The 14742-nt window shown below is 41.6% G+C and carries 15 protein-coding genes; all 15 read left to right on the forward strand.

The annotated features are described in order from the left end of the window. Nucleotides 1–156: 156 nt before the first annotated feature. The 15 genes from ACESK1_RS00075 to ACESK1_RS00145 all read left to right on the forward strand — a co-directional run bounded on the left by ACESK1_RS00075 (nt 157) and on the right by ACESK1_RS00145 (nt 14259). Nucleotides 157–2016 (forward strand): 2-oxoacid:acceptor oxidoreductase subunit alpha, encoded by a 1860-nt coding sequence (locus ACESK1_RS00075; protein WP_372916637.1) that lies wholly within the window; start codon nt 157–159, stop codon nt 2014–2016. 2 nt (nt 2017–2018) lie between these two features. Further along, nucleotides 2019–3029: a 2-oxoacid:ferredoxin oxidoreductase subunit beta gene (locus ACESK1_RS00080; protein WP_372916639.1), complete on the forward strand. Its 1011-nt coding sequence runs from the start codon at nt 2019–2021 to the stop codon at nt 3027–3029. Nucleotides 3030–3102: 73 nt separating this feature from the next. Continuing rightward, nucleotides 3103–3453 carry an NADH-quinone oxidoreductase subunit A gene (locus tag ACESK1_RS00085; RefSeq protein WP_372916641.1) on the forward strand — a complete coding sequence of 117 codons (351 nt, stop codon included), beginning with the start codon at nt 3103–3105 and terminating at the stop codon, nt 3451–3453. Further along, nucleotides 3444–4001 carry an NADH-quinone oxidoreductase subunit B gene (locus ACESK1_RS00090; RefSeq protein WP_372916643.1) on the forward strand — a complete coding sequence of 186 codons (558 nt, stop codon included), beginning with the start codon at nt 3444–3446 and terminating at the stop codon, nt 3999–4001. Before ACESK1_RS00085 ends, ACESK1_RS00090 begins: the two co-directional genes overlap by 10 nt. Before the next feature lie 11 nt (nt 4002–4012). After that, nucleotides 4013–4489, forward strand: coding sequence for an NADH-quinone oxidoreductase subunit C (locus tag ACESK1_RS00095; RefSeq protein ID WP_372916645.1), 477 nt, complete (start codon nt 4013–4015; stop codon nt 4487–4489). Nucleotides 4490–4495: 6 nt separating this feature from the next. Further along, nucleotides 4496–5617: an NADH-quinone oxidoreductase subunit D gene (locus tag ACESK1_RS00100; RefSeq protein WP_372916647.1), complete on the forward strand. Its 1122-nt coding sequence runs from the start codon at nt 4496–4498 to the stop codon at nt 5615–5617. Between the two features lie 10 nt (nt 5618–5627). Continuing rightward, nucleotides 5628–6692: an NADH-quinone oxidoreductase subunit NuoH gene (gene nuoH, locus ACESK1_RS00105; protein ID WP_372916649.1), complete on the forward strand. Its 1065-nt coding sequence runs from the start codon at nt 5628–5630 to the stop codon at nt 6690–6692. A gap of 5 nt (nt 6693–6697) precedes the next feature. Continuing rightward, complete coding sequence (locus tag ACESK1_RS00110) at nt 6698–7174, forward strand: 4Fe-4S binding protein (protein ID WP_372916651.1); 477 nt, start codon at nt 6698–6700, stop codon at nt 7172–7174. A gap of 4 nt (nt 7175–7178) precedes the next feature. Further along, a complete protein-coding gene (locus ACESK1_RS00115) occupies nt 7179–7769 on the forward strand; it encodes an NADH-quinone oxidoreductase subunit J (RefSeq protein ID WP_372916653.1) in 591 nt (196 codons plus the stop codon). Nucleotides 7770–7791: 22 nt separating this feature from the next. After that, complete coding sequence (nuoK, locus tag ACESK1_RS00120; protein WP_372916655.1) at nt 7792–8109, forward strand: NADH-quinone oxidoreductase subunit NuoK; 318 nt, start codon at nt 7792–7794, stop codon at nt 8107–8109. A gap of 12 nt (nt 8110–8121) precedes the next feature. Next, entirely contained in the window at nt 8122–10041 is a 1920-nt protein-coding gene (gene nuoL / locus ACESK1_RS00125) for an NADH-quinone oxidoreductase subunit L (protein ID WP_372916657.1), read from the forward strand. A gap of 9 nt (nt 10042–10050) precedes the next feature. Then, nucleotides 10051–11538: a NuoM family protein gene (locus ACESK1_RS00130; RefSeq protein ID WP_372916659.1), complete on the forward strand. Its 1488-nt coding sequence runs from the start codon at nt 10051–10053 to the stop codon at nt 11536–11538. Nucleotides 11539–11556: 18 nt separating this feature from the next. Continuing rightward, entirely contained in the window at nt 11557–12987 is a 1431-nt protein-coding gene (locus ACESK1_RS00135) for an NADH-quinone oxidoreductase subunit N (protein WP_372916662.1), read from the forward strand. Nucleotides 12988–12990: 3 nt separating this feature from the next. Continuing rightward, nucleotides 12991–13317, forward strand: a complete 327-nt coding sequence (locus ACESK1_RS00140) for a hypothetical protein (RefSeq protein WP_372916664.1) — start codon at nt 12991–12993, stop codon at nt 13315–13317. Nucleotides 13318–13350: 33 nt separating this feature from the next. Next, nucleotides 13351–14259 carry a hypothetical protein gene (locus tag ACESK1_RS00145; protein ID WP_372916666.1) on the forward strand — a complete coding sequence of 303 codons (909 nt, stop codon included), beginning with the start codon at nt 13351–13353 and terminating at the stop codon, nt 14257–14259. Nucleotides 14260–14742 lie beyond the last annotated feature (483 nt).

The raw sequence follows: 14742 nt of genomic DNA on the forward strand, positions 1-14742 counted from the left end.
AAATTATGATAGTCATCATATTTTCAAACAATTGAAATACAGGTTAAAAGATGATTTTTATGATGTGAATCATATTTAATAGGCAAGGGTAAATTTAAATTTGGTACAGATCATCAACTGTCGGTAAAGGAACTGATGGTTAAAAAGACTTCGTTTATGATTACACTTGATAAAAATCCAAAAGCTGAAGCCATCGATGCGGTCGTTATTCGTTTTGTAGGCGACTCAGGGGATGGGATGCAACTAACAGGCACTCAATTCTCTGACACTTCGGCCATGTTTGGTAATGATGTGGCTACTTTTCCTAATTATCCTTCTGAAATACGGGCTCCCCAGGGGAGTTTATACGGAGTTTCAGGTTTCCAGGTGCATATTGGAAGTGTAGAAGTTAGCACCCCTGGTGATAACCTGGATCTGCTTGTGGCAATGAACCCAGCAGGTTTAAAGACCAATTTGTACGCGGTAAAGCCGGGTAATACCATAATAATAGACAGCGATTCCTTTACCAAAAAAAATCTTGAAAAAGCTCAATATGAGACTAACCCTCTGGAAGACGGTAGTCTGGAAAATTACAGGGTGGTTCAGGTACCAATGACCTCTCTAACCAAGGAGGCTTTAAAGGATATTGAAGGCCTGGACAATAAAAGCATTACCCGAAGCAAGAATATGTTTGCCCTGGGAATGGTATACTGGTTATATGACAGGAATCCGGAACATACCATTGAATTCTTTCAGAAAAAATTCAAAACAAAACCTCATCTAATTGAAGCCAACACCAAAGTATTGAATGCTGGCTTTTTTTATGCAGAGACTATAGAATTAATCCCTAACTCCTATAGCATTTCTCCTGCAAAAATGAAGGGAGGAACATACAGGATCATAATGGGGAACACTGCTACTGCCTGGGGCTTCCTTGCAGCTGCAGAAAAATCGGGCAGAGAACTGTTTTTAGGCTCCTACCCTATTACTCCTGCCACCGATATCTTACACGAACTGGTAAAACACAAGCATTTTGGTGTAAAGGCCTTCCAGGCGGAAGATGAGATCGCAGGTATAAGTTCTGCTATAGGCGCATCCTTCGCGGGTGATCTTGCTATCACTACAACTTCAGGGCCCGGACTCGCCTTAAAAGCAGAAGCATTGGGACTTGCAGTAATGATAGAATTACCCCTGGTGGTAGTAAATGTTCAACGGGGTGGTCCTTCTACCGGATTACCAACAAAAACTGAACAGTCTGACCTAATGCAGGCTATGTACGGCAGAAACGGAGAAAGTCCGGTGATCGTAATCGCAGCGAGTACCCCTGCAAACTGTTTCAATTTTGCTTACGAGGCCTCCAGGCTAGCTTTAGAACACATGACCCCGGTAGTATTACTCACCGATGGATATATCGCCAATGGTTCAGCTCCCTGGAAAATAAAAGGTATCGACGAAATGCCGGAGATCAAAAACAACCTTGTTTCTGAGGTTAAAGAAAACTGGCATCCTTATGACAGGAATGAAGATACCCTGGCCAGAAACTGGGCTATACCCGGAACACCAGGGCTGGAACACCGCGTTGGTGGACTAGAGAAAGACCGCATTACAGGCGATGTTTCCCACGTGCCGGAAAACCATGAGATTATGACCCATATACGAGCCGATAAAGTTAAACGCGTTCAAAATTACATCCCGGAAATAAAACCGGAGTTTGCCCAGGAAGGTGACCTGCTGGTAATTGGATGGGGAGGAACTTACGGCTCTCTGCATTCAGCAGTTAAAGAAATTGTTGAGATGCAGGGTTATAAAAACATCGGTTTAGCTCATTTCAATTATATCAATCCCCTACCAAAAAATACGGGTGAACTTTTAAAAAGGTTTAAAAAAGTTCTTGTTTGTGAGCTTAACAACGGACAGTTTGTAAATGTGCTCAGGATGAACTTTGAGGAACAAAAATTCCTTCAGTTCAATAAAATCCAGGGCTTGCCTTTCGCTAATAGCGAACTCATAGAAAAATTCAAACAATTAGCAGAGTAATCATGGAGACAACTGTAAAGAAATATACCTACAAAGATTTTGCAAACGACCAGGAAGTAAGATGGTGTCCCGGCTGTGATGACTATGTTATTTTGCGTTCGGTACAAAAGGCATTGCCCGAAACTGAAGTAAAAAAAGAAGATGTGGTCTTCATCTCAGGGATTGGCTGTTCTTCCCGATTCCCTTACTATATGGGAACTTATGGAATGCACGGCATCCATGGTCGCGCTCCCGCTATAGCTTCCGGAGTGAAACTGGCAAATCCCAACCTCAGCGTTTGGGTAATTACCGGAGACGGAGACAGTATGGCGATTGGAGGGAATCACTTTATTCATGTTTTAAGACGGAATATCGACCTTAATATCATCCTGTTTAACAACGAGATCTACGGCCTTACCAAAGGGCAGTTTTCCCCTACCTCGCTGGTTGGGCAGAAGACCAAATCTTCTCCTTACGGGAATACCCAGCCGCCATTTCAGCCAGGAGAACTGGCTATAGGTGCAAAAGCCCGGTTTTTCGCAAGAATAGGAGGGAATGCTCCTAAGGAAATGACCGATATCTTTATTCAAGCTCAGAAATTCAAAGGCACTTCTTTAGTTGAAGTGCTTCAGAACTGTGTGATCTTCAATGATGGTTGCTATGTGAAGTATACCGATAAAAACGTAAGAGAAGACCAACAACTATTTGTTGAGCACGGAAAACCGATGCTCTTTGGAAAGAATAAAGACAAAGGTTTGATCTTAAACGGACTGAAACTGGAAACCGTTACCATTGGTGAAAACGGAATAACCGAAGAAGATATTCTGATTCATGATGCCAAAACCGAAGATCCAACTATGCATCAGATGCTGGTAAGATTGGAGCACCCTATGGTAACAGGAATAATTAGAAGTTTTCAGGATGTCACGCTGGAGGAAAGAGAAGACGCGTTAACTGCACAGATAAAATCGAAATCTGAATTCAGGAAAACCGACGATCTTTTCTTCTCCGGAGAAACTTATCAGGTAAATTAAAGCATACCTGATTAACATCAGTTTTTACGCCCTTGAAAACTGTTAATTTTATTAACATACTAAGAACTATATTATGGGTTCAGAAGCACTGATAGTATTCTTTCTCGCCGGCGTAATCCTGGTCGCCGGCGCGAATTTTATCTCAAATTTAATATCACACAAATCAGATAATCCGCAGAAAAGAGAGCCCTATGAAAGTGGGATGCCCACAATAGGCCCTACCTGGGTTCAGTTTAAAGTCGGATTTTATCTATTCGCAATTCTTTTCTTAATCTTCGATGTAGAAATGGCTTTCATTGTTCCCTGGGCAGTAGTGTATCAGGAAGTAGGGACTGTCGCTTTAGTAGAGATAATCATCTTTCTGGGAATTCTGGGATTAGGTTTGGCGTATGCGTGGAAAAAAGGAGCATTAAAATGGAAGTAGAATCTCAAAAAGTACCAAAAGATTTTCCCGGGCAGGTACTACCGGCCGGGAACGGAGCGAATATCATTATAACCTCTTTGGATAAAGTCATTAACTGGGGGCGATCCAATTCGTTGTGGTCGCTGTACTTCGGGACAAGTTGTTGCGCCATAGAAATGATGCAAACCGGTGCAGCCCGTCATGATTATTCGAGATTTGGCTTTGAGGTGGCAAGACCTTCCCCAAGGCAGGCCGACCTGATCATCATCGCCGGTACTATCGTGAATAAAATGGCCCCGGTACTAAGAAGGCTTTATGACCAGATGGCCGAACCTAAATACGTGATCGCTATGGGTGCCTGCGCTATTTCGGGCGGGCCTTTCTTTTATAATTCCTATTCGGTAGTAAAAGGGGCAGATCACGTAATTCCCGTTGACATCTATGTGCCCGGATGCCCTCCGAGGCCGGAAGCACTCCTGGACGGGATGCTTAAACTTCAGGAGAAAATCCGCACTGAAAGCATTAAAAACAGGAAGAATCCTATTGAAGGATTTGATGAAGGACTTTAAAGAAAGCAGTTATGACAAATGAAGAATTAAAGGAATTGATCACCACCTGGTTCTCTGGTCCTGAGAGCGCTCATCTTGAATTTTCAGAAGAAGGGTCCCAGTTTCTGAATCTCAGTATAGATCCCCAATATCTGCATGAATTGATGTCCTGGTTAAAGAAAAATAACCAAACGAGCTTTGATTATCTTTTTTGTTTAACAGGGGTTGACTGGGGAAAAGAGCTGGGCGTTGTTTACCACCTGGAATCTACTACTCACCGCCATATTCTGGTGGTGAAAGTACAAACTTCAGATAGGGAGGATCCGTGGTTTGATTCAGTTCAGGATATATGGCCTACCGCCAACTTTCACGAAAGAGAGGTTTTTGATCTTTTCGGAATAAAATTTAAAGGGCATCCTAATTTAAAACGCCTGTTTCTACCTGAAGACTGGAAAGGTTTTCCGCTTAGAAAAGATTACGAGGATGAAGTAAATATGGTTGTTAAATAACAAAATATGGAAACAGCTACGCTAAATAACAACTTTAAATCTGAGGAATACTTCATCAATATGGGACCTCAGCACCCTGCAACGCATGGGGTTTTGCGTCTTTTGCTCACCATAGATGGAGAGATCATAAAAAAGGTAGATCCAGACCTGGGATATATCCACCGATCTATAGAAAAGATGTGTGAACGCGACAGTTATCAGCAGATCGTACACCTTACCGACAGGATGGATTATTTATCCTCCCACATTAATAATGAAGCGGTTTGTCTCGCCGTTGAAAATGCCCTGGAGATTGAAGTACCTGAGCGGGTAAAAGTAATAAGGACCATTATAGACGAATTAACCCGAATTTCTTCCCACACGCTATGGTGGGGTGTAATGGGCATGGACGTTGGAGCGCTTACCTCCTATTTCTACGGATTCCGGGACCGTGAATTGATCAACGATATTTTTGAAGAAACCTGTGGCGCAAGGCTTACTATGAACTATAATATTCCGGGGGGTCTGATGCAGGACATTCATCCTAATTTTGTGAACAGGGTAAAGGAATTCATAGCTCACTTCAAGACCAAACTACCTGAATACGATAAGCTACTTACCGGAAACATCATTTTTCAGAAGAGAACTAAAGGGGTAGGTGTGCTAAGCAAAGAAGATGCTATCGCTTTTGGAGCTTCAGGCCCTGTGGCCAGAGGTTCGGGTTATTCCTGTGATGTAAGAAAATATCACCCCTACAGCGCTCTGGATAAAGTCACTTTCAACGAAGTTCTTCGTAGCGAAGGCGACTCTTATGCCCGGTATCTGGTAAGGATCCAGGAAATGTGGGAATCAATCTCAATAATAGAACAGCTAATTGATAACATTCCTGAAGGAGACTTTAAAGTAGCCACTAAGGCCGTAATCAAGCTTCCGAAGGGAGAATACTATCAAAAAGTGGAAACTGCAAGAGGTGAACTGGGAGTTTATATCATAAGTGCCGGTGGAAAGAATCCTCACAGGATGAAATTCCGTTCTCCGGGGCTTTCTAATCTTTCCCTGTTAAACCATATTACTGTAGGCGGAAAAATTGGAGATCTGGTTGCCACGATGGCCACCATAGATATTGTTGTACCAGATATTGATCGTTAAAACTGAAACAATGTATAGTCCCTTTATCATAACAAACAATATTCACAGCTGGCTGACGGGCCTGTTTCCTGCGGCAATAACCGGAATCACCGAAATGATAATGATCGCGTTGGCCTACCTGACGCTTTTTGCGGTGTTAGGCTTATTTCTGGTTTTAATGGAAAGAAAGGTAGCCGCATGGTTCCAGTTAAGGATTGGTCCCAACAGGGTTGGCTTCTTCGGAATGTTCCAAACCATTGCTGATGCACTTAAATTATTATCCAAGGAGCTTACCGGAACTGATAAAGCAGATAAATTCCTTTATAATTTAGCGCCTTATTTCCTTATCATTTCTTCCCTGATGGCCCTCGCTGTTTTTCCATTCACCGAAAATCTGCAGGCCTTCGATATCAACATAGGAATCTTCTTTTTGATCGCTATCTCCTCTATTGGAGTTATAGGGGTTCTACTGGGAGGATGGAGCAGTAACAACAAATTTGCCTTAATTGGAGCTATGCGTAGCGGTGTTCAAACTATTAGCTACGAGCTTTCGGTAGGACTTTCTTTGCTTACCATGATCCTACTTACCGGTAGTCTGCAACTTTCAGAAATTATTGAGGTACAAAAAAGCGGCTGGCTGATCGTACAGGGGCATATTCCTGCTGTTATAGCTTTTATGATCTATATGATCTCGGGAACAGCTGAGACAAACAGGGCGCCATTTGATATGGTAGAGGCAGAATCGGAACTGGGTGCAGGTTTTCACACTGAGTATTCAGGGATGAAATTCGCTTATTTCTTTTTAGCTGAATTCATCAATATGTTCATCATCGCAGCTATTGGGGCTACAGTATTCTTCGGGGGCTGGTTATCGCCATTCGGAATAACAGAATCTATTCCATGGTTGGGAGTTTTCTGGTTTCTCCTCAAAACATTTGTGCTTGTATTTTTAATGATGTGGTTCAGATGGACCTTCCCGAGGCTTAGAGTAGACCAACTACTCACCCTGGAATGGAAATACTTATTGCCTATCAACCTGTTTAACATCGTCTTAATGGCAATAATAGTGTGGCTTAATTTCACAATTCAATTTTAGAAATTATGAGTTATTTTTCAGACATATACCACGGCATTCGAACCCTGCTAACCGGCATGGGCGTAACAGGAAAGTATTTCCTGCACTCGAGAAAAGGAGCCATCACCCAACAATATCCCGACAATCGTGACACCCTGAAAATGTTTGAACGTTTTCGCGGAGAAGTGGTAATGCCTCACGATGAAAATAATGAACATAGCTGTACCGGTTGCCAGAAGTGTGAGATCGCCTGCCCTAACGGAAGTATAGAAATAATCTGGGACCGCCAGGTAGATCCGGAAACCGGGAAAAAGAAAAAAGTGATAGACAAGCACATCTATCACCTGGGAATGTGCACTCAATGCGGATTATGTGTTGATGCATGCCCTTCAGACGCAATAAAATGGGCGCAAAATTTTGAAAATGCAGTATCTGACAGGAGCCAGCTCACCAAAGTTTTAAACAGACCCGGTTCAAAAGTAAGAGCCGGAGTAGAAGAATAATGATATGGAGAAGTATATTTTTTATGTTTTAGCTTTAATCATGATAGTCTTTGCCATAGCAGCGGTTAGCAGCCGGAAGATGCTCCGCTCTGTAGTCTATCTGCTTTTTGTTTTAATAGGAATAGCCGGAATTTATTTTATGGCAGATTATGACTTCCTCGCTGCCATACAACTTACCGTTTATGCCGGCGGGATCATTGTACTGATCATTTTTTCGGTATTACTGGTGCACCATATTGATATGGAGCTGGAAGTTGCTAAAAAATCCAAACGAATCATCACGGCATTAGCCTGTTTAATTGGGTTAGGTGTTTTCCTAAGCACCATTTACTCACATCCATTTGTCGAAACAACTACTGCCATCACCACTACTACCGCAGATATAGGCTTCGCTCTTTTAAGCACTGAAGCAGGGGGCTTTATACTGCCTTTTGAAGTAATAAGCATACTCCTGCTTGCAGTAATGATTGGAGCGATAATAATTGCTAAGGGGGAAGACGTTACAGAAGAGCCACCAAAGGAAACACCTATAGCAAAACAAGAAAAACCGGTTGAAAAGAAGGAAGAACTTCTGGAAAACGAAGTTGCTGTTTAATTGAATTAAAAAGATAAGGACCATGATACCCGGCATAAGCATAATAGAAATTCTCACTCTCACTTCAATTCTATTCTTCATTGGAATTTACGGGTTCATGACCAGAACCAATCTAATTTCAATGTTAATCTCGGTAGAGATCATTCTGAATTCTACGGTGATAAATTTTGTGATCATCAACAAATACCTCTACCCCGAGCTTTTACAGGGAGTGGTATATGCAATATTTATAATTGCTGTGGCCGCTGCAGAAACCGCTTTGGCAGTAGCCATAATCATTAACCTCTACAAGCAAATTAGCTCTGTGGCTGTGAAAGAAACTGAAACTCTGAAGTATTAAAAGACGGAAGCTATGAACATAAGTTATCTCTTTTTAATCCCATTAATTCCTCTTGCCGTCTTTCTGGTACTGGGAATCTTCAACAAAAAGATCAAACCGGCAGTTTCGGGATGGATTGGGGTCGCCGGCCTGGCCGCCTCTACCATACTTTCATTTTATGCCGCCTTTCAGTATTTCTTCGTAACAGGCAAGTTAAACGGAGTTTACCAGACCTTCACGGAAAAAATGGTCTGGATGAATTTTACAGATACCCTGCATATTGATCTAGGAATCCTTATTGACCCAATTTCTATCATGATGCTTATTGTAGTGTCTACTATCTCGCTTATGGTACATATCTACAGCCGGGGATATATGAAAGGGGATCCGGGATACACTAAATTCTTTGCTTTTCTTTCGCTTTTCACCTTTTCTATGTACGGTTTGGTGTTGGCTACTAATTTATTTCAGATATACATTTTCTGGGAATTGGTAGGGGTCTCCTCTTTTCTTTTGATCGGATATTACTATACAAAAAACTCGGCTGTTGCGGCAGCGAAAAAAGCTTTTATCGTCACCAGATTTGCCGATTTTGGTTTCCTTATCGGGATCCTGATCATAGGTTTTTACACCGGCACCTGGGACTTTGAAGCTTTAAATAATCCCGAAGGGGCTGCAATTGCGAACTGGGCCTCTACCTCATTTATGGGCTTATCGGTATTAACCTGGGCCCTGATCCTCATTTTTATGGGAGGTGCCGGAAAATCGGCAATGTTCCCCTTACATATCTGGCTTCCCGATGCGATGGAAGGACCAACGCCGGTTTCGGCATTAATTCACGCGGCAACCATGGTGGTAGCAGGGGTTTACCTTGTAGCCAGGCTTTTCCCGATGTATTATTTCGTTGAAGAAGGTTTTGTCTTAAATATCGTGGCCTATGTGGGTGCATTTTCTTCTCTTTTTGCTGCGATCATTGCGATCACACAAACAGATATCAAAAGAGTGCTTGCTTTTTCTACCATGTCACAAACCGGCTATATGATGATGTCCCTTGGAGTTTCAGGATTTGATGGTCTTGAGGGAGTTGGTTATATGGCTTCCATGTTCCACCTGTTTACACACGCAATGTTCAAAGCACTTTTATTCCTTGGTGCCGGTTCGGTGATTCATGCTGTACATAGCAATCATTTAAAAGACATGGGAGGTTTGAGAAAGCATCTGCCTGTCACCAACATTACCTTCCTTATTGCTGCACTGGCAATTGCAGGGGTTCCACCACTGGCAGGTTTCTGGAGTAAAGATGAGATCCTTGTAGCAGCATTTCAAAACAGTCAGTTTATTTATTCCATCGGACTTCTGGTAGCAGGATTAACTGCATTTTATATGTTCAGACTTTACTTCGGAATTTTCTGGGGGAAAGAGACCAATTACGCTCATAAACCGAAGGAATCTCCCCGCTCCATGACCATTCCGTTGATCGTCCTGGCGATTTTTAGTATAGGAGTTGGATTTATTCCTTTCAGTGAATTTGTAACCGCAGACAAATTGGGATTTGCAGTACACCTTAACTATCCACTAGCGGCTACTGCAGTACTTATTGGATTGATAGGAATTATTTTCGCCTGGATCTTCTATAAAAAAGAAAACGATTTGGCTGAAAGGTTTGCTCTGGCCTTTGGATTCTTCTACAAATGGAGCAGCAATAAATTCTATTTCGACGAACTATACCTCTTTATAACCCGCAAACTAATCTTCAAAAGGATCTCGGCGCCAATCGCCTATTTCGATAAGAAATTTGTAGACGGGGCCATGGAGGGCATCGGTAACAAAACATTGGTAGTTGCCAATAAAATTAAAGGAATACAGTCTGGAAAAGTTCAGGATTATGCTTTCGGCTTTATAAGCGGAGTGGTAGTACTGGCAATTGTTTTCATTTACCTATGGACTAATTAATTGATCATTATGGACATTTTATCACTCTTTGTTGTTCTTCCGGTAGTTGTAATCATCGCTTTGGTTTTTACGAAAGGATTAAAACAAGCCCGGCAAATAGCTATGGTAGGTAGTATTATTCAGTTGGGGATGGCGATAAACCTGCTTTTCGCCTATCTGAAAGAACAAAGTATAAACGACAGTATATTCGTATTTACCAGGGACATCGTCTGGTTTGAAGAATTCAACATCCATTATAATATTGGCGTTGACGGGATCTCGGTTGCACTAATTCTTTTAACCTCCATAATAGTTCTTGCCGGAGTTTTTATTTCCTGGAAAACCTATGATTTGCCTAAAGAATTCTTTGTTTCCTTACTGGTATTGGCCACAGGGGTTTACGGGTTCTTTATTTCTATAGATCTGTTCACCATGTTTCTCTTTTATGAGATCGCGGTGATCCCAATGTACCTCCTTATTGGAATCTGGGGTTCTGGGCCCAAAGAATATTCAGCAATGAAATTAACCCTGATGTTAATGGGGGCTTCTGCACTCTTACTGGTGGGAATTCTGGGCATTTATTTCAATTCAAATGCTGATGGCGGGCCACTAACTTTCAGCATACTGGAGATCGCACAGGTAGACATCCCTTTTGAAGCTCAAAAATTATTTTTCCCATTAACCTTTATAGGTTTTGCGGTGTTGGGAGCACTATTCCCTTTCCACACCTGGTCTCCCGATGGCCACGCCTCGGCTCCTACCGCGGTTTCGATGCTGCACGCAGGGGTTTTAATGAAACTGGGAGGTTACGGAGTATTCAGGGTGGCAATGTTCCTTCTTCCTGAAGGAGCTATGGAGTGGAGCTGGTTCTTCATCATCTTATCAGCAACCGGAGTGATCTACGGAGCATTTGCTGCCATTAGGCAAACCGATCTGAAGTATATCAATGCCTACTCTTCTGTAAGTCACCTTGGGCTGGTGTTATTCGCTCTGTTAATGCTGAATAAAACCGCATGGAACGGGGCCATATTACAATCATTATCCCATGGCTTCATGACCGCCCTTTTCTTTGCCTTAATAGGAATGATCTACACCAGAACTAATACGCGGGATATTACCAAGCTGGGAGGGCTTTTAAAAGTGATTCCGTTTATTTCGGTAATATATGTAATTGCCGGTCTGGCTTCCCTTGGTTTACCCGGCTTCAGCGGATTTGTAGCCGAAATGAACATTTTTGTAGGGGCATTTCAGAATGAAGATATGTTCCACAGGGTAGTCACCATAATTTCGGTTTCAGCAATCGTAGTTACCGCGGTATACATTTTACGGGTAGTAGGAATTATGCTGATGGGACCTGTGAAAAATGAAAGTTATTTAAGCCTTCCACAAGCTACCTGGTACGAAACGACGGGAATCATGCTGTTGCTTCTTCCCATAGTGGGAATTGGGGTAGCTCCATTATGGCTAAGTGATATGATATTAAAAAGTTTACAACCCTTTTTGCAGGGAGTATTATAATTTAAACAAAGAACGAAAATGGAACTAAGTAGTTTTTTCCTGATGCGGCACGAGATAGTCCTCCTGGCAATAGCTTTGATCCTGATAATTGCTGAAATCTTAATTCCGAAGCAAAAGAAATCCAGTGCGGTTCATCTGGCTATTTTTCTCTTCGGAATCCATACTGCGGTGGGCTTTTTCCCAATGGAAGAAAACAGCTTATTCGGCGAGATGTTTAGAACCAACAGTTTGATTCATTTCTTTAAAAATGTGCTGAATATCGGGGTGTTTATTCTCCTGTTGCAATCAGCCGACTGGATTCGGGAAAAGATCGTAAAACTGAACCGTGGCACAGAATTTTTTATTCTGCTTTTCTTTTCCCTTCTGGGAATGTATTTTATGATCTCTGCGGGCGACTTCCTGATGTTTTATATAGGGATGGAGCTTTCCACCATTCCGGTAGCCGCTCTTGCAGCTTTTGAACTTGTAAAAAGAAGTTCCAGTGAAGCCGGGATAAAACTCATTCTTTCGGCGGCCCTGGCTTCGGGTGTTTCGCTTTTCGGTATTTCAATGCTTTATGCAACTTCGGGTTCAATTTATTTTCATGATATCATTGAGGTAATAACCTCAACCAATTTAACGATCCTGGGATTCGTGCTTTTCTTTGCTGGATTGGCTTTCAAGATTTCACTGGTTCCATTCCACTTCTGGACCGCAGATGTTTATGAAGGAGCCCCTATAAGCGTTGCCTCTTATCTTTCGGTTATTTCTAAAGGAGCAGCGGTTTTCATTTTAATGATCCTGATGTTTACCGTGCTAAGACCTTTAATGGAAATATGGGAAAATTTGATCTACGTGATTGCTTTAGCAACCATGTTTGTGGGTAACCTCTTCGCATTGCGCCAGCAAAATATGAAACGCTTCCTTGCATTTTCATCAATTGCCCAGGCTGGTTTTATACTGCTTGGTTTAATAACCGGAACTCAGCTGGGAACAGCTTCCGTAGTATATTTTGTAATGATCTATATCTTTTCCAACCTAGCCGCCTTTGGAGTGGTACAGGCAATTTCTTTAAAAACCGGTAAAGAAAATATCGACGATTATAACGGATTGTACCGAACCAATCCCAAGTTGAGCCTAATCATGCTGCTTGCTTTGTTCTCCCTGGCGGGAATTCCACCGGTAGCAGGATTCTTCGGAAAATTCTTCCTGTATACTGCGGCTGCAAGTGAAGGTTACTACTTACTGGTTTTCCTTGCGGTTGTGAACGTAACTATCTCTTTATATTATTACCTCCTGGTAGTAAGGGCGATGTTCTTACGCACAAGCGAAAATCCAATTCCGTTTTTCAATAATAAACTTTATATGAGATTAGGACTTGGAATTTCGGTAATTGGTATCCTTATTTTAGGTGTTTACAGTCCGTTATACGATTACATTTATGAACTAAGCGCTGTTTTTAATCAATAAGTCATGGCATTAGAAGGAAAACATACATTTGGCAGTATTGGGGACACCCGGGTTAGCTTCGTAGAAAAAAAGATAGACGAAGAGAGAAAAGAATTCCTGAAAAAACTACTGGAACATAACGGTTTTGAGGTGATCGTGGAAGAAGAAAAACGAAAATCTGAAGAAGAGCCGCAACTCTACACTGTAGCCGTGACAGATATGGTGTTCAACCCCACTACATATGTCTTTGAGCGCCGTTTAAAGACCTTTGACGGGCATAAGGTCACTCAGGATTACTGGAATCAAAAGACCCAAGAAACAGATCCTATGTATTGGAGAAAGTCCAATTGAATTGTTACCTCAGTAAATAAAAATTATAACGATATGAAAAGCATAAAATCCTTAGGCCTTTTACTATTTCTGGTATTCTCATTTAACAGCCTTTATGCACAAAATCTGAAACCTTATGTGCTGGCATTGGAAACAACCGAAAATATATCAGAATTAAAAGATAAGTTATCTTTAAACTTACAACAAAATGGTATTGAAGTGGTAGGTCAATACCAGCCTGCGAAAGATACTAACCGATGGATCTTTATTTTTACATCTCCAGAACTGAAATCGGCAGTAAAAGAGGTTGGCCAATTAACCGGATTTGCTGCAAGCCTGCGGATAGCGGTTACCCGTGAAAATGGGAAAACACTGGTGTCTTATACCAATCCTGTTTATTGGGGAAATGCCTATTTCAGAAATGACTTCCCTAAGGTTTCTGCTCGTTACACAAAGCTTAGCAGCAAACTGGAAAGTGCCATGGAAGCCACAGGTTCCTTTAAAAATCTAGCCTTCGGTTCCGAAAAAGGTTTATCTGAACAAAAGCTAAGAAAATATCATTATATGTTTGCCATGCCTTACTTTGATGATACTATTGAACTGGGAAGCTTTGACAATTTCCAATCAGCTATAAACAAGATTGAAACGGCTGCCAAAGAAAAGAATTCCAATCTGGAGATGCTTTATAAAATTGAAATCCCAGGAAAAAACATGGCCCTTTATGGTTTTGGGATTAACGGAGAAAAAGGAGAGGCTAAATTTCTACCCATAATCGACATTGGTAAACCTAAACACACAGCTTTCCTTCCTTACGAGGTATTAGTTACCGGAAATGAAGTTCACATGCTTCATGGGAGATATAGAATTGCCATTGCCTTTCCCGATTTAACGATGGGTACTTTCAGCAAAATAATGTCGACCCCGGGAGATATTGAGGATTCATTGGAGCAATTGGTGAAATAGTATATATAATTATCTATCGAATTTGAAATGGGGTCCTTTTATTTCTGAAAGGGATCCCTAAAAATAAACGCCTTTTTTCGGGATCATTCTTACGAAAAGAAGAGAATTCATAATAGTCCTAAAAACAAAAAAGCCTCTTCCCGCAAAGCGGAAAAAAGCTTCTCATCAGTCGGCCATAAAATCCTGGAGTTCCAGTAATTTCAATGGCTAACTACACAATCCCGATTGCTCGGGACAAACAACACAACTTGATAACTTCCTGTCAAACCTACTCTCTGGGCTAATAGACTACAGCTTCTTTCCTAAAAAGCCTTCCTTAAACCTGGAAATTATAGATGAGTATATATTTTCTGGTTATTGAAGCTCAAAAGGCTAGGTTACAGCTTTCACTAAAGTTTCAATCTTTAGGTGCATCTTGGTGAAGAAATTGAAAAGCAGCGATTATCTAATTTTTATATCGTAAAGGATAGTAGTGGAGCCGAT

Origin of the sequence: Salegentibacter sp. (genome assembly GCF_041642575.1) — a bacterium.
In the GTDB taxonomy this organism is placed as follows: Bacteria; Bacteroidota; Bacteroidia; order Flavobacteriales; family Flavobacteriaceae; genus Salegentibacter.